The organism is Acinetobacter sp. WC-743 (assembly GCF_000335555.1).
Lineage (GTDB): Bacteria > Pseudomonadota > Gammaproteobacteria > Pseudomonadales > Moraxellaceae > Acinetobacter > Acinetobacter bereziniae.
The window spans coordinates 1-15,759 of sequence record NZ_AMFQ01000077.1; the positions used below are offsets into that span (position 1 = coordinate 1).

12 protein-coding genes and 1 pseudogene are annotated in these 15,759 nt (G+C 37.8%); 6 read left to right on the top strand and 7 right to left on the bottom strand.

Annotated features, from left to right (window positions below; genetic code table 11):
• Positions 1 to 398, bottom strand: a pseudogene (locus tag ACINWC743_RS10655) (IS5-like element ISAbe13 family transposase); the annotation flags it as partial.
• A gap of 354 nt (positions 399 to 752) precedes the next feature.
• On the opposite strand from ACINWC743_RS10655, the gene ACINWC743_RS10660 reads away from it, so the two are divergent.
• Positions 753 to 1,091, top strand: a complete 339-nt coding sequence (locus ACINWC743_RS10660; RefSeq protein WP_009585457.1) for a hypothetical protein — start codon at positions 753 to 755, stop codon at positions 1,089 to 1,091.
• 115 nt (positions 1,092 to 1,206) lie between these two features.
• Here ACINWC743_RS10660 and ACINWC743_RS10665 read toward each other — a convergent pair whose 3' ends face one another.
• A complete protein-coding gene (locus ACINWC743_RS10665) occupies positions 1,207 to 2,718 on the bottom strand; it encodes an aldehyde dehydrogenase family protein (protein WP_009585450.1) in 1,512 nt (503 codons plus the stop codon).
• 358 nt (positions 2,719 to 3,076) lie between these two features.
• Here ACINWC743_RS10665 and ACINWC743_RS10670 point away from each other — a divergent pair, with 358 nt between their 5' ends.
• Complete coding sequence (locus tag ACINWC743_RS10670; protein ID WP_005032098.1) at positions 3,077 to 4,258, top strand: transcriptional regulator; 1,182 nt, start codon at positions 3,077 to 3,079, stop codon at positions 4,256 to 4,258.
• A 52-nt stretch (positions 4,259 to 4,310) separates the two neighbouring features.
• Here ACINWC743_RS10670 and ACINWC743_RS10675 read toward each other — a convergent pair whose 3' ends face one another.
• From ACINWC743_RS10675 to mdh, 3 genes are all read right to left on the bottom strand, one after another.
• A complete protein-coding gene (locus ACINWC743_RS10675; protein ID WP_009585453.1) occupies positions 4,311 to 5,273 on the bottom strand; it encodes an alpha/beta hydrolase in 963 nt (320 codons plus the stop codon).
• Between the two features lie 92 nt (positions 5,274 to 5,365).
• Positions 5,366 to 6,208, bottom strand: coding sequence for an SDR family NAD(P)-dependent oxidoreductase (locus ACINWC743_RS10680; RefSeq protein ID WP_004824278.1), 843 nt, complete (start codon positions 6,206 to 6,208; stop codon positions 5,366 to 5,368).
• Between the two features lie 205 nt (positions 6,209 to 6,413).
• Entirely contained in the window at positions 6,414 to 7,586 is a 1,173-nt protein-coding gene (mdh, locus tag ACINWC743_RS10685; protein WP_009585456.1) for an iron-dependent methanol dehydrogenase, read from the bottom strand.
• Between the two features lie 672 nt (positions 7,587 to 8,258).
• Here mdh and ACINWC743_RS10690 point away from each other — a divergent pair.
• Complete coding sequence (locus ACINWC743_RS10690; RefSeq protein WP_009585449.1) at positions 8,259 to 9,377, top strand: OmpW/AlkL family protein; 1,119 nt, start codon at positions 8,259 to 8,261, stop codon at positions 9,375 to 9,377.
• A gap of 148 nt (positions 9,378 to 9,525) precedes the next feature.
• Here ACINWC743_RS10690 and ACINWC743_RS10695 read toward each other — a convergent pair whose 3' ends face one another.
• The gene (locus ACINWC743_RS10695; RefSeq protein ID WP_009585442.1) at positions 9,526 to 11,061 is read right to left on the bottom strand and encodes an acetyl-CoA C-acetyltransferase; all 1,536 of its coding nucleotides are present in this window, start codon (positions 11,059 to 11,061) and stop codon (positions 9,526 to 9,528) included.
• 225 nt (positions 11,062 to 11,286) lie between these two features.
• Here ACINWC743_RS10695 and ACINWC743_RS10700 point away from each other — a divergent pair, with 225 nt between their 5' ends.
• The 3 genes from ACINWC743_RS10700 to ACINWC743_RS10710 all read left to right on the top strand — a co-directional run bounded on the left by ACINWC743_RS10700 (position 11,287) and on the right by ACINWC743_RS10710 (position 15,052).
• Complete coding sequence (locus ACINWC743_RS10700; RefSeq protein ID WP_005032088.1) at positions 11,287 to 12,678, top strand: 3-oxoacyl-ACP reductase; 1,392 nt, start codon at positions 11,287 to 11,289, stop codon at positions 12,676 to 12,678.
• A gap of 181 nt (positions 12,679 to 12,859) precedes the next feature.
• Positions 12,860 to 13,714 carry a MaoC family dehydratase gene (locus ACINWC743_RS10705; RefSeq protein WP_005032086.1) on the top strand — a complete coding sequence of 285 codons (855 nt, stop codon included), beginning with the start codon at positions 12,860 to 12,862 and terminating at the stop codon, positions 13,712 to 13,714.
• A gap of 75 nt (positions 13,715 to 13,789) precedes the next feature.
• On the top strand, positions 13,790 to 15,052 hold the full coding sequence (locus ACINWC743_RS10710) for a serine hydrolase domain-containing protein (RefSeq protein ID WP_035300980.1): 1,263 nt from the start codon (positions 13,790 to 13,792) through the stop codon (positions 15,050 to 15,052).
• Between the two features lie 14 nt (positions 15,053 to 15,066).
• On the opposite strand, the gene ACINWC743_RS10715 is transcribed toward ACINWC743_RS10710, so the two are convergent.
• Entirely contained in the window at positions 15,067 to 15,651 is a 585-nt protein-coding gene (locus ACINWC743_RS10715) for a TetR family transcriptional regulator (protein WP_009585448.1), read from the bottom strand.
• Positions 15,652 to 15,759: the final 108 nt, after the last annotated feature.

Below are 15,759 nucleotides of genomic sequence, written 5' to 3' on the forward strand. Positions count from 1 at the left end.
AAATCTATAGGATTCCCATTTGAATCTACTACTAAATGTATTTTGGAGGAGTTTCCTCCAGCACTTTTAGAGATTGCCTGATCAGCTATACCCGCTGAATGTTGATGAGCGCGAATATGAGAACCATCGATGAACAGCCATTCCATATCTGTATTCAGCGATAATAATTTAAATATAGTGAGTAACTTACCATTACTTGACCAGCGATTAAAACGTTTAAAAATAGAGTTGGGTTGTCCAAAGCAAGTTGGGATATCACGCCAAGGGCACCCAGTTCTAATCCTATAAAGAATCGCTTCAATAAAATTTCTTAAATTTGAGTTGAGATGAATGGATAAATTACGCAAAATAGCTTTCAACTTTTGCCAGTGTTGATCTGTTAACATGGTACGAGGCATAGCGAATAGTAGAATTGGGTTTGGCGATTTAATTTTACTACTTCGCTATTTTTTAATCTAAAAGTGTCAACACACCCTATTTTTTTATGGATTATTTTTTATTTTATATTTGGCATTGAATAAATATAAAACACTTGGTGAACAGAATTTCTATACGCAACGTATAGTCATGTTTCTGGTTGTATTTTTAACCATGTTATTGATGTTGAATTTAAGAGCAACGTTAGGCTATAGCTTTGAAAGCATAAATTATTGTGGCGTAAATATAGATAAAGCAATGAATAGCATTATCGTAGCGTTACTGTTTTATAAGCAAAAAAGTGGGTGCCAATAAGGGTTTAAGGATTTTGATCTATGTGTTTAGAAGATTTACAAAAAAAAATTTGTGAGAAATATAATTCAGAATATATCCAGCTTGATGATATGGAGATGGTAGCTTTTGCAATGCAAAGTTTAGGCCAACAACCAATTTATGCGGTACGTATGGTTCTTGAAAAAGAGGAAAATGTATCTTGGTTTATTCATTGTGGTGAATATTCTTCAGCATCTGATTTTTATCAAGCGATGCATGTCTCTCATTTACATCAATACTTACCTGAAATTTTACCTTATTTGGCGCTTGAACCAGGTTTTCAGGTGATTATTGATAAACAGGGTTATGAAGATGTTTGGTTAAATCCTATAGCTGAATAAAATAATAACTGTTTAAGCTAAAATGATGATTAAACCTGTATAGAGATTTAAATCATGCAAATTAGAAAAGCGAACCGTAGTTCGCTTTTCTGTGAATCAAAATCAAGCTAAGAACTTAAAAGAACCCCATTGCTTTGGTTGAGTAGCTCACCAATAAATTTTTGGTTTGTTGATAATGATCTAACATCATTTTGTGATTTTCACGACCAATACCTGATTTTTTATAACCACCAAATGCAGCATGTGCAGGGTAGATATGGTAGCAATTGGTCCATACACGACCCGCTTCAATTGCACGACCAGCACGGTAAGATGTATGCGCTGAACGTGACCATACACCTGCACCTAAGCCATACATGGTATCGTTGGCAATTTTGATTGCATCATCATAATCTTTAAAGGTTGTAACCGACAATACAGGTCCAAAAATTTCTTCTTGGAAAATTTTCATGCTGTTGTCGCCTTTAAAAATCGTTGGCTCAATATAGAAACCTTGTCCAACTTCTTGGCGATCTCCACCACCTGTAAGCAGTTGTGCACCTTCAGCACGACCTGTTGCAATACAACCCAGAATTTTATTTTGTTGTTCTTCAGAAGCTTGTGCACCAATCATGGTGTCTGTATCTAAAGGATGACCTGTCTTGATACGTTTTACACGTTCGACTGCCAATTCCAAGAATTTATCAGCGATACTTTCTTGAACCAATGCGCGAGATGGACAAGTACACACTTCACCTTGGTTCAATGCAAACATTGCAAAACCTTCAAGTGCCTTGTCTAAATAGTCATCATCTTTATCCATCACATCTTCAAAGAAGATGTTTGGAGACTTACCGCCGAGTTCAAGCGTAACAGGAATAATATTTTCGGTTGCATATTGCATAATCATTTGTCCAACAGCAGTTGAACCTGTAAATGCAATTTTAGCAATGCGTGGATTGGTAGCCAGTGGACGACCTACTTCAACACCGTAACCGTTGACAATATTGAGTACACCTGGCGGTAAAATATCTTGAATCAGTTCAGCAAGCACCAAAATACTCGATGGTGTTTGTTCAGCAGGTTTTAAAACAATACAGTTACCTGCTGCAAGTGCAGGTGCAAGCTTCCATGCAGCCATGAGAATTGGGAAATTCCATGGGATAATCTGACCCACTACACCCAAAGGCTCGTGGAAATGATAGGCAATCGTATCTTCATCAATCTCGGATATGCCACCTTCTTGAGCACGTAAACAACCTGCAAAATAACGGAAGTGGTCAATCGCCAAAGGAATATCCGCGGCAAGTGTTTCACGAATTGGTTTACCGTTTTCCCATGTTTCAGCAACTGCCAATAACTCTAAACTTTCTTCTAAACGATCTGCGATTTTTAACAGTAAATTAGAACGTGTTGTTGGAGATGCTTTGTTCCAAGAGGCTTTCGCTTTATGTGCTGCATCTAAGGCAAGTTCGATGTCCTCAGCGGAAGAGCGTGGAATTTTAGTAAAAGCTTTACCATCTACGGGTGAGATATTGTCAAAGTATTGACCTTTGACGGGTGCTACCCATTTGCCATCAATGAAGTTTTCATATTGAGCTTTAAACTGAACCTTTGAACCAGGTTGGTTTGGATCGACATAACGCATAAGAGTATCCCTTTACTTATTTTCATGATCATTCATGATTTGCTGGATATTGCATGTATGAACAGTGATTGTTTACATGATAGCTTGAGCATAGAGAGTCAAAGGTAGGAGAAAGGTTGGATGAAAATCTAAAGAAATTTGCGCTATGATTTAATTTTTGAAAGTGTTTTCTTGTTTGTTGAAAAGCAGCTAAATATTGATAAAAAAGATTTTATTCTAACGCTTTGGTATTAGTTGTGTTGACCAAGGTGAATGTAAAGATGATAGTGTGCTAGAGTGATTTATAAGCAGTTCCGTTGGATAAAAATAACAGAAGGGAATCGGATATTTTTGGACAAATTACAGAGGAATGTAGCGTATGTTAAGCCAACAAGAGTTAGCACATAAACGAAGTTTAATCGAACAGTTACGTCAAAGCAGTAGTTTGTCTTTAAAACACGCTGATCAACTCGGACAGAGTATTTTAAGTTCATGGCAGCGCTCTAATTCAGCTGCAATTCCTAAAGATCGTGAAGCTGCACCTTTAATGAGTGTCAAGCAAGAACGTAAAACTGTATTAGAAAGAGCGATTGAACATTGCAGTGATGAGTTGACGCATATTGCGGAACAATCTGCAATGGTCGCTGCTGTGGGTGATATTGGTAGTACCATCATTTGGTCGGCTGCTAGTGGTCAAATGCGTAATGCAGCAGAACGCGTGCATTTTATTGCGGGGGGACAATGGCGAGAGGATTTGGTTGGAACCAATGCCTTGGCACTTTCATTGAAAACCCAGCAATCGAGTTGTGTATTTTCTAACGAACACTTTATGTCTTCTGTACATGATTGGGTATGTTATGCATCACCGATTATAGATCCATACTCCAAACAAGTTTTGGGTGTCATCGACCTTTCGACTACATGGAACTATCACAACAGTTTGGGTTTATTGGCTGCTGAACGTTGTGCTTCAATTATTCAATCTGCATTACTTGAATTTCAACAACAACATTTATTCATTCGTGCCTTCGCTGTTCCGCAAGTTTTATTCAATGGTAAAATTGTGGTCTTGACGCCGCGTCAAATCGAGATTTTGACTATACTTGCGCTATGCCCTCAAGGTATGAATTTGGAAAATTTACATCAAGCTTTGTATGGCGAGCGTAAAGTCAGTGTGGGTACATTAAAAGCAGAAATGTCTCAATTGAGAGATATTTTAGGGGGCATGTTAGGATCACGACCTTATCGTTTGTTGGCTCATGTTGAAGCTGACTTTTTACAAGCTGAAAATGCATTGGATGCAGGATATATCGAATCTGCATTAAAATTATGCAAAGGCGTTTTTTTAGCTAAAACAGAAAGTCCGTTTTTATCTGCTTGGCGAGATTGTTTGGAATCACGATTAAGTGAAGCAATTTTTAAAGCCAATGAAACAGATGTATTACTGAAACATTTGGCGCACTTCCCCGAGGCAATAGATGCAGTGGAGCGCTTGATTGAGTTAACACCAGTCGGGCATCCAGCCCATCAGATGCTCATGAAATATAAAGATGAGCATTGATTGGCAAGTTCTGAGTGCATCATCAAACAAAAAGGTGATGAACTCATTCAGCTTAACTCTGTTTTTGCGTAAGCCATGCAAACAGTTGCTGGTAGACTTCAGCTCTGACTGGCGGTGCAGATAAAACTAAATCATGTAAACCATTCTGTATGGTCATCACATTAACATCACCTTGGATTTTGTTGGCATATTTGATGATGTCTTTCACTTCTAAAATGACATCTGTAGACTGTGCATCCTGATTAAATTTTTTAGGATACGTGGTTTTATGTGAATGCATAATTAAACTCGGTATATTGAGGCGCACACCATGATGAATTTCTTTTTGCGCTTCAAAAATTGCATGGACAAAGCTTAAATACACTTTCGGATAAGTTTTCTTTTTCCACTCTAAACTAAAGTTCCATTCGCCTTGCAAATCTTGATGCAAACTGGTGACATACCATTTATTTAATTCACTTGGGAATTTTAAATTGGGTAAACGTTTACCCAATGCACTGAGTCTTGGAAGTGCCAGTTTCTTTTTCCAAGAGGGCATATTGAAGTCATAAAATGGGCTGTTACACCATAAAGCATGAAGGAGTGGGTGTTGTGGGTTGTGGGCAGCATATAAGGTTGCAATCAAGCCACCTGTCGAATGTCCTGCCAAAACAATCTCTGTATGACCTTCTTGCCCAATTATTTCTAATGCTTGAGCTATTTCTGCATCATATTCGCTCAGATTTAACACATAGTAATATTTTTGATGAGGGAGATGAGAACGTCCATATTTTCTTAAATCAAGCGCATAAAAGTCATAACCATGCTGGTTGAATTGCTCTGCCATCTCAGTTTGAAAGAAATAGTCAATAAACCCATGAATATACAGTACGGCTTTCTGTGTAGATTGAGCTGCTTGCTTGCGAACTAGAGTTGCGGTGACTTTACCATCATAATCATCAGGAAAATTTAAAGTCAGTTGTTCATAACCTGCACCAAGAATATCTGCTTGGTATTGTGGAATTTGAGTGGTCATGGTGAATTCCTGTATATTTATTTAATTAGAGCCTGTTAACACTTCATAGATGCTTAGATGAAATGTCAACAGACTTTTATAAAATCCCAAAATTACAAATAGTCTTTTACAAGATGATAAGATACATCATATAGTTTTTGAGCAAGTTGCATATTTTTCGCTTTTGCTGAACGAAAAGCAGGCGTTTGCAAACTCGCATATTCACCATTACGTTTTGACCATGATGGATCAAATGCAATTTTTTTGATTAATTCAGCAGGCTTTGAGGGTGGAATGAGTCCAAGCTTGATGATGGCATATTGCCATTTTGGCAGTTCGCGATAAATTTCTGAATCAACTCCACCTGGATGTAGTGCATTGCTGGTGACATTGGTTCCTTGTAGTTGTTGGGCAAGAATATTGCTGAATAATAAATTAGCAAGTTTACTGTTTGCATAACTCAATACACCATTATATTTTTTAATTTGATCCGCTTTAAAAATTTCTGGTTTGATATTGCCTAATACGTGCATCATAGATGCTAAATTGATAATGCGCCCTTGTTCTGACTTTTGAACAAGCGGAAGCAGTTTAAGTGTCCATAAGAATGGACCGAGAAAATTCACACCAATCTGCTTTTCAAAACCATCTTCTGTTGCTTCGAGTTTCGGTGTCATCATACCTGCATTATTCACCAATACATCTATTTTAGGATATTTAGAAATAATTTCATTTGCTGTCGCATTGATTTGCTCCAGACTATTCAGATCAAGGGTAATATGATCGACTTGACCTGTGCCAAAAGATTGTAAGTATTGTTGAGCTGCTTGAGCTTTTTCAGGATTACGGCAGGCAAGAATAACGTGATGACCTTCTTTGACAAATGTTTCTGCAGTTGCGAGCCCAATCCCTGTATTTGCACCAGTGATGATGATGGTTTTGATTGTTGTTGTCATTGCTGAAATAATCCGCTTATGTTTTAAGCATCATAGACAGGGTTGTTGATCTTTTCAATGTTTATGACAATCAGTATTGTCACATTTAGGTTAAAATTAAAAAATGACATAAAAAAGGAATATTGTCGAAACAATATTCCAGAACACAACATGGGCTAACAAAAAAAAGCTGTTAGCTAAAGTAGTAAAGTGAAATACAAATGAATTACATTGCAGATTTGAAGATCGCAATCACTTGCGCATCAGTTGCTTTACGTGGATTTGTTAACATACAGGCATCTTTTTGAGCATTTGATGTCATCACAGCATGATCTTCAGCTTTAACCCCCAGTTCTGCTAAACCAGATGGAATACCAATGGATGCTGATAATTCACGGATTGCATCAATTGCAGCAAAAGCTGCTTCAGTGGTGGTTAATCCGTCTGTATTCACACCCATTAACTGTGCAATTTTTGCATAACGATCAGGGCAGGCGATTAAGTTAAATTCACATACGTGTGGCAATAAAATCGCATTACATACGCCGTGCGGGAGATTATAAAAACCGCCAAGTTGATGCGCCATTGCATGTACATAACCGAGTGAGGCATTGTTGAAAGCCATACCCGCTAAATATTGTGCATATGCCATTGCATCACGTGCTTCGATATTTTCACCATTCGCCACCGCTGGACGCAACCATTCACTGATCATTGAAATTGCTTTTTCTGCACAGGCATCTGTAATTGGGTTTGCAGCAGTAGATACATAAGCCTCTACAGCGTGGGTCAGTGCATCCATACCAGTTGCAGCTGTTAAAGCGGCAGGTTTTGCAATCATCAGTTTAGGGTCATCAATTGCAACAAGTGGGGTACAACGCCAGTCGACAATTGCCATTTTAACATGGGTATCTGTGTTGGTAATAATACAGAAACGAGTCATTTCAGAAGCTGTCCCTGCTGTTGTATTAATTGCAACAAGCGGAGTCATCGGTACTTTACTTTGATCAATCCCTTCATAATCACGGATATGACCACCACCAGCTGTAACTAGACCAATCCCTTTTGCACAATCATGAGATGAACCACCACCCAGTGAAACGATAAAGTCACAACCGTTTTCATTATACTCATTCACACCATTGTGAACGTTAATATCTGTAGGATTTGGTTCTGCGCCTGGGAATACGTGACTTTCTACACCTGCTTCCTTGAGGTATCCAACAATAATGTCAGCAACGCCAAATTTGAATAAACCTGCATCAGTAACGATGAGCGCTTTCTTCGCCCCTAAATTTTGAGCTTTTGTACCGACTTCTTTGGCACAGCCAGGTCCAAAAAGTGATACACAAGGGATATAAAAACCGTTTGTTTGATCTGCAATATTTTTAAAAGCCATGGTGCGATTCCTTCTACCATTGTTATTTCATGTTTCCAATAGGTGTTGTTCACCTTGAGATTGAGTATCAATATTGCAGACCAGATTGCATACCTACTAAAAACCTACCAAACACCCAACTATCTTTTTTCTAAATAAAATGATGATTTATATGGTTTAAAAAAAGATATAAAGTTTTTCTTTATAATCTTACAGACCAAAATTAGCGAGTTTGAATTAAAACAAGTCAAAATGATCAAAAAACAATTTTATTTGGCATTTTTTGTTTTGACAGAGGGTGAAATGTCAAATAAATGAATATTTATCTTATATTTTTACAAGATAGAAAGGAATCTATAAAAAATCATTAAATTCTCACTTTTTGATAATGTGTTGAATTAATATAAAGTGAAATTTTATGTGAGATATTTAATATTTTTATTTTAATCTTTTTTATGGAAAATAGACTTTATAAATATCATATAATTGTTAATTTATGCTAAATGGTAAAATTAATATGTTGTTGTAGAAGTAATATTAAAATTTATTATTAAAAAATAAACAATATAAAAATATCTTTTATCAATTATTGTGAATGTTGTTGATCAGAATTTAAACCATAAATATTGTTTTTTATGTATGTTTTTTAGGCGGACTACCAAGGTTGGGTAATCTCAAATTTAAGGATAAAAAATGAAAAAAACATCTGCTTTAAAAAGAATAGTTATTGCAAGTTCATTATTCGCTATTGCCAGTTTGAGCTCTGCACAGGAATACAAACGTTTTTCAGTATCAGCAGGTTGGTTACATGTCATGCCTCAAGGCAAAGCCAATCCATTTAATATTGATACCCGTGTCAAAAATGGTACTAATGCAACGGTCGGCAGTATTTCAACAACCAGTTTTTTAAACTCAGTTGATCCGAATGCGATGGGAAAAGACTTAGGCGGAGTTCCATTCAATCAGAAAGAGGTTTTAACTGAGTTTCTTAATGATGACTTTATGAAGACGTTGTTAACCGATGGTAAGGGAAATATTTTGCCAGAGGTTGCTGGAAGTGCAAATATTCATGGTCTAGAGCATTGGCAGTCAGCAGGTACAGGATTGGAGGCTGATGATGTCGATACCTTGGGGTTAACATTGAATTATTATATTAATGATAATGTTTCATTACAATTGATTGGAGGGATTCCGCCAAAAGTTGATATCAAAGGAAAAGGGGAAATCTTTGCACCAATGACGGGTTTAGCAACTTCACCCAGTGAGCTGGTTGGCATCTTATTCCCAGATGGTATTGATTTAAATCAGGCAATACCAATAACCAATTTAGGCAATAAATCTAAAGCTGCGTCAGTTCGTGCTTGGACACCAGCAGTTGAAGCACAATATCAATTTGGACAAACAGGGGTAAACAAACTTCGTCCATATATTGGTGTGGGATTGATGTATTCACGTTTTACAGATATTAAATTAAATCATCAGATTAACAATGATTTGATTGCAGCTGGGCATATGATTCAGAATGTTATGGATGGAAAGGCAGGGGCTGCTTTAGATGGGAAACCGTCCAGCGCCAATCCTTATGTTCGGGTCAAAACAACTGATGCAATTGCTCCGATCGTGAGTTTGGGTGCGACCTATGACATTGACAGTAATTGGTTTGGGATCGCTTCTGTGTCATATGCTAAATTAAATAATCAAGCCAAAATAGATGTGATTGATGCCAATACTGGCAATCGTCTAATTCATTCAAAAACCAAAGTAGATATTGACCCGTTAATCACTTATTTAGGGATAGGGTATCGTTTTTAAAATCAACACTATTTTCCCTAAGAATAGTGATGGTTTTAAATGGTTGGCTTCGGCTAACCATTTTTTATAACTTATAAAAATGAACATAAAAAAGCACCCATTCCGGATGCTTTTTTCAGATTTGATTATGTTTTAAGATGAATAGAATTTATTTTTCTACAATAGCTGTTACGCCTTGACCACCTGCAGCACAGATTGAAATCAATACACGACCTGAGCCTTTTTGATTAATCAGTTTTGCAGCAGTTGCTAGAATACGACCGCCTGTTGCTGCAAATGGATGCCCAGCAGCTAAAGAAGAGCCTTTAACATTAAGTTTGCTACGGTCGATTGAACCCAATGGTGCATCTAAACCTAAACGTTCTTTACAGAATTTTGGATCTTCCCATGCTTTTAATGTTGAAAGTACTTGAGATGCAAAAGCTTCATGAATTTCATAGTAATCGAAGTCTTGAAGTTTAATGCCAGCGCGATCCAACATACGTGGAACGGCATAAGCAGGTGCCATCAATAAACCTTCTTTTTTACCAACAAAATCAACGGCAGCAGTTTCGCTGAAGGTTAAATATGCAAGAACTTCATGACCATTGGCTTTTGCCCATTCTTCAGAAGCTAAAAGTACTACAGAAGCACCATCTGTTAGTGGGGTAGAGTTACCTGCAGTCATTGTTGCAGTGTCACCTTTACCAAATACAGGTTTGAGTTTAGCTAATTTTTCCACTGAAGAGTCTGGGCGTAAGTTGTTGTCTTTGTCTAATCCCATGAATGGTGTAATTAGATCATCAAAGAAACCTTCTTCATAGGCTTTCGCCATTTTTTGATGTGATGCTGCTGCGAGTTCATCCTGAGCTTCACGAGGAATACCCCACTCTAAAGCAGTAATTGCTTGGTGGTCACCCATAGATAGACCTGTACGAGGTTCACCATTTTTTGGCGCGTCCATCAAATCTTTAACATTGATTTTTGCCAATGCTTTAAGACGATCTTTACCTGTTTTTGCAATGTTGAGTTCAAGCAATGCTTTACGCAGACCATCACCAAATGCGATTGGAGCGTCAGATGTTGTATCAACACCACCAGCAACGCCGACTTCAATTTGACCTAATGCAATCTTATTGGCAACCAAAAAAGCAGCTTGTAAGCCAGTACCACACGCTTGTTGAATGTCGTAAGCTGGTGTTTCAGGAGCAAGCTGTGTATTGAGAACACATTCGCGTGTCATGTTAAAATCACGGCTATGTTTTAAAACAGCACCTGCGACAACTTCACCCAAGCGTTGACCCTGTAAGTTGAAACGTTCAACCAAGCCGTTTAAAGCGGCTGTTAGCATATCCATGTTTGAAGCACGGAAATATGGACCATTTGAACGCGCAAAAGGAATACGGTTACCACCGATAATTGCGACACGACGTACAGTGTTTTGACTCATAGTTTTGTCCTGTTGACCAGAAGTTTGAGTTTTAGTAGATGATGGGGTTGCTTTTTTTGTGGTTGATGCAGCACTTTTACTACGTGAAGCTGTAGTTGTAGCACGAGCCGGTTTTTTTGTCGTGCTTGCTGCAGTTGCTGCTACAGAAGTTGTGTTTGCAGTCTTGGTCGTACGAGTACGAGCTTTTGATGTATTTGACACAGATTCTGTTGCAGAATTTTCAACATTTGAATTGTCTTGAGTTGTTTTGCTCATAAGGCTTTTCCAAGCATGTTCGCAATATTCTTAGGGCTTACATTAACATATTCAAGGGTTGCTCGAATTGACTAAAATGACATTTGCATATTCTTTCAGGTCAAGTCATCATTTTGGCAACTCAAGTATGATTTAACAGAAACTTATGGATCATAGATATTACACTGAAGTTTAAAGATAACTTATGATCTATATAAAATTAATTTGAGATGAGAGATAACAAACATGTCTGACCAATACCAAGCATTTGCAAAATCTCCAATTGGTAAATTTGTCATTAAAAATCTAGGCTTACCTTCACCAATTCAATTAGAGCGCTTTGAATCTGCGACGCCTGTGGTAAAGGGTGCTGTGTTGTTTGGTGCAGCACCAAAAGGACATTTTACCAGTGAAATCGCTCAGGTTTTAAGTAACATCCATGCGAATACATATGCAGGTAATAATGCGGAGCTACAGCAAGCTGCTGCAAAATCAGGGTTGAATGTAGGTGCTTTTAACGAAGGTGATAAAGAGTCAAAGTTTAAAGCTGTTGTATTTGATGCATCTGGTATTCAAAATTCAGAACAATTACAAGAATTACACAAATTTTTCAATCCTATTGCACGTCAAATTGCGACTTCTGGTCGTGTTATCGTCATTGGTTTAACACCTGAAACTGCACCAACGATTAAACAGGCGATTGCGCAACGTGCATTAGAAGGTTTTGTTAAATCTGTTGGGAAAGAATTTAAAAAGGGTATCGCTGCTGATCTTATTCTAGTTGATGCAGATGCTGCACAAAACCTGGAGTCAGCGTTACGTTTTGCTATTTCTCCACGTTCAGCTTATGTTTCTGGACAAGTGATTCGTGTTTCTAAAGGTGATCTTGTTGATGTGGATTGGGCGAAACCACTTGCAGGTAAGACCGCGTTAGTGACTGGCGCAAGTCGTGGTATCGGTGAAGCAATTGCACATGTATTGGCGCGTGATGGTGCGCATGTGATTTGTTTAGATGTACCGCCACAACAAACAGATTTAGACCGTGTTGCTGGTGAAATCGGTGGTTCAACTTTAGCGATTGATATTACAGCTGCAGATGCTGGTGAAAAAATCAAAGCTGCTGCAGCACAGCACGGTGGTTTGGATATTATTGTTCATAATGCCGGTATTACACGAGATAAAACTTTGGCAAATATGAAACAAGAGATGTGGGACCTTGTCATCAACATCAATCTTTCTGCTGCTGAACGTATCAACGATTATTTACTGTCTAATGATGGGTTAAATGCCAATGGTCGTATCGTCTGTGTATCTTCAATTTCTGGTATTGCAGGTAACCTAGGTCAAACCAACTATGCCGCTTCTAAAGCAGGTGTGATCGGTTTAGTTAAATTTACAGCGCCTGTACTTAAAAATGGAATTACCATTAATGCTGTTGCTCCTGGTTTTATTGAAACTCAAATGACAGCTGCCATTCCATTTGCAATCCGCGAAGCAGGTCGCCGTATGAACTCAATGAGTCAAGGTGGTTTACCTGTTGATGTTGCTGAAACTATTGCGCTATTTGCTTCTTCAGCTTCTACTGGTTTAAACGGAAATATCGTACGTGTTTGTGGTCAAAGCTTATTGGGTGCATAATCCCTAAAGCAATGTCCTGTTTTAATGTGCAGGAAATGAGAGGTGTGGTTCATTGATGTGAATCAACCTCTCATTAAATTCTGTATGAAAACACTGCATTTTCTAACTGATAATTCGTGATTTCCAACGTTAGTGTTGGATTTTTTAATATTGAATAAGAATTAATTTGCAAAGGTCTAGTATGAATACTCGCCATTTTAGTCAACTTCCAAAACCATATTTAGCTTATCCAAAAGTCATTCAGGGTTTGGTTTTTAAAAAGCCAAAAGGTGAAAAGGTACTGCCGCAAGTTGAATATGTGGTGGACTCATTTAAAATCGATCCAAACCATTTAAAAGCTTATAATGAAGTATGTGGTTTTAAGAACAATGGATATATTCCAGCAATTTATTTGGCTGTTTTATCACAAAGTTTGCAAATGCATATGATGACTTCAGAAGCATTTCCTTTTGCAATTTTGGGTTTGGTGCATATCCGTAACCAAGTAAAACAGACACGTAAAATTGGTGTGAATGAACAGTTAACTTTATCGTGTCAATTTGGTGAATTAAAACCGCATGATAAAGGTGTTCAATTTGATTTTGTAACTACTGCAAAAGTAGGTAATGAGATCGTTATGCAAGGTTTAACCACTTATTTGGCACGTCAAAAAACACAAGGTGTGGTTTCTGAAAAAGCCAAAGAGTCCAAAGAGCCTAATTTCCAAGTTGCTGCGGTATGGGAAGTTTCTGAAAATACAGGTCGTCGTTATGCAATCACATCAGGTGATTTTAATCTGATTCATATTCATGCGTTGACTGCAAAAGCCTTTGGTTTTAAACAAGCGATTGCTCATGGGATGTGGAGTAAAGCAAGAGTTTTAGCGAGTCTGAATTTACCAGATGCTTATGAGGCAGATGTTGTCTTTAAATTACCCATGTATTTACCTTCAACGGTTGAATTCTTGACAGCAACATCAGGCAAAGATACTGATTTTCTGATTCGTAATCAAAAGTCACAAAAACCGCATGTATCTGGTGTAGTGAAAACTTTATAAGATAAAATACAAAGCCTAAGTCGAGATGATTTAGGCTTTTTAATAAAAAGGCATGAATAAAAATAGGGTAGGATAATGAGTAGCTTGACGGATATTATTTTTGCAAATACTAAAAATTATCAAGGTTATGTAGATGTGCGTTTTGAAGATCTTGCAATTCAATTTAGCCGTTTACAGGATGGTCGATGTGAAAATGGTGGAGCTGCTTTAACTGTATATTTCCAGCAAGAGAAAGTTATAGATATTTATACGGGGCAGAAATCTCTAACAGAACAATGGAATGAGCATACATTATCTGTTTGTTATTCCACAGGAAAGGGGATTCTTGCGACCTTAGCGCATATTCTCGTGAGTGAAGGCTATTTAGATTACGATACGCCTATTGTAAATTATTGGTCTGAGTTTGGTGAAAATGGTAAACAAAATATGACTTTACGTCATATTCTCAGCCATCAAAGCGGCTTGTATGATATCCGAAATATTATCAACAGCGCCGTGGAAATGGCGGATTGGCAGCATATGCTTAAAGTGCTTGAAAAGGCGACTCCGCGTTTTGCAATAGGTACTGATATTGCTTATCAGGCACTCACTTTTGGTTGGTTGGTTGGGGGTGTATTGGAAAAAGCAACTCAACAGCCGCTTACTGTGTTAATGCAAAAATACCTAGTGGAACCACTGCAACTTGATGGTGTATATTTTGGTGTGCCTAACACTGAATTAAATCGTGTTGCGCGTTTGATTCAGAAAGCAATACCTGAACAAAAAGCAGAAGGCAAATCAACTAAAAATAAAGCCAAGCAACGTAAACCATCTTTTTCAGATAAATTGGTGGAATTAACTGGTCAGAATCCGCAAGACTTTTTAGATGCGATGGTGCCAAAAGGAATGCGCGATTTTAGTTTTTTCAGTGATCAAGGATTGCAAGCGATTATTCCAGCAGCCAATGGTGTATTTACTGCAAATAGTTTGGCAAAAGTTTATGCCATGATGGCAAATAAAGGTGTTTGGGATGGAAAAGTATTTATTCGCCCTGAAATTTTTGCTGAATTAAGTCAAATTCAATCGATTAAGAGAGATCGTGTCATGCCAATTCCGATGAAATGGCGTCTAGGCTATCATCGTGTCATTAGCATGGGGAAGCGTGCAAAACAAGGCTTTGGTCATATTGGTTATAATGGTTCTGGAGCTTGGTGTGATCCGCAGCGCGAACTCAGTTTTGCTTATACCCATAATTTTGCAATTGGTTCAATCACAGGTGACTATCGTTTGTGGGGATTGACTCAGGAAACGCTGCGTTGTGCGGATAAGCTTTTAAAAGGCAGTAAAGGGTGGTTTTAATTGGTTCCTTGTTATTAAAATAATTCCATTTTAAGCACCAACTCAACATGGTGCTTAAAAGAATGATTATCCAATCCTTTTAAACCCAATTCATAAATGCCTTCTAGTCCACAGACAAATGCAATAAGTCGCCATGCGATATCTTGACTTGAACTCGAAGTGGATATCTTGAATTCTTGTTGACTTCTCCCATATTCAATCGTCGTCACTAAAGCAAGATGCCATTTTTCCATCGCGATATTATAGGCTTTTTTAATTTCTTGATCCTGATCAATCAAAACTTCTGCTTCGTTCCATAAACGTAAATAAGGTTGGGTTTGTTCAATATTTTCAATACCGAGTAATAAGCATAAACGTTCGACACTACTCTCTGTAGTAATAAGATTTTCAACTTCATCAAGCTGATCCATTAAAGCGATGAATACCTCTGCTTTTAAGTGTGAGCTGGATTCAAAATGATGATGCACCTGCCCTGTAGAGACTTGGGCTTCACTCGCAATTCGACGTACCGTTAAACCATTTAGTCCATCCTGAAGCGCCAAACGTTTGGCTGCATCCAGAATCATGTTTCGACGTTGCTCACGATTTAAATAATTCATACTTTGGCTTTCAACTTAATTTACAAAACAGATATTAAACAAAGTTGGACGCTTGTTCAAGTGTGGGTATAATGAACTATCTTGAACAAGTGTCCAACTTTAATTAGG

Coding starts and splice junctions, on each gene's coding strand:
- ACINWC743_RS10660 (WP_009585457.1), top strand. CDS start 753: ATGTGTTTAGAAGATTTACAAAAAAAAATTTGTGAGAAATATAATTCA.
- ACINWC743_RS10665 (WP_009585450.1), bottom strand. CDS start 2,718: ATGCGTTATGTCGATCCAAACCAACCTGGTTCAAAGGTTCAGTTTAAA.
- ACINWC743_RS10670 (WP_005032098.1), top strand. CDS start 3,077: ATGTTAAGCCAACAAGAGTTAGCACATAAACGAAGTTTAATCGAACAG.
- ACINWC743_RS10675 (WP_009585453.1), bottom strand. CDS start 5,273: ATGACCACTCAAATTCCACAATACCAAGCAGATATTCTTGGTGCAGGT.
- ACINWC743_RS10680 (WP_004824278.1), bottom strand. CDS start 6,208: ATGACAACAACAATCAAAACCATCATCATCACTGGTGCAAATACAGGG.
- mdh (WP_009585456.1), bottom strand. CDS start 7,586: ATGGCTTTTAAAAATATTGCAGATCAAACAAACGGTTTTTATATCCCT.
- ACINWC743_RS10690 (WP_009585449.1), top strand. CDS start 8,259: ATGAAAAAAACATCTGCTTTAAAAAGAATAGTTATTGCAAGTTCATTA.
- ACINWC743_RS10695 (WP_009585442.1), bottom strand. CDS start 11,061: ATGAGCAAAACAACTCAAGACAATTCAAATGTTGAAAATTCTGCAACA.
- ACINWC743_RS10700 (WP_005032088.1), top strand. CDS start 11,287: ATGTCTGACCAATACCAAGCATTTGCAAAATCTCCAATTGGTAAATTT.
- ACINWC743_RS10705 (WP_005032086.1), top strand. CDS start 12,860: ATGAATACTCGCCATTTTAGTCAACTTCCAAAACCATATTTAGCTTAT.
- ACINWC743_RS10710 (WP_035300980.1), top strand. CDS start 13,790: ATGAGTAGCTTGACGGATATTATTTTTGCAAATACTAAAAATTATCAA.
- ACINWC743_RS10715 (WP_009585448.1), bottom strand. CDS start 15,651: ATGAATTATTTAAATCGTGAGCAACGTCGAAACATGATTCTGGATGCA.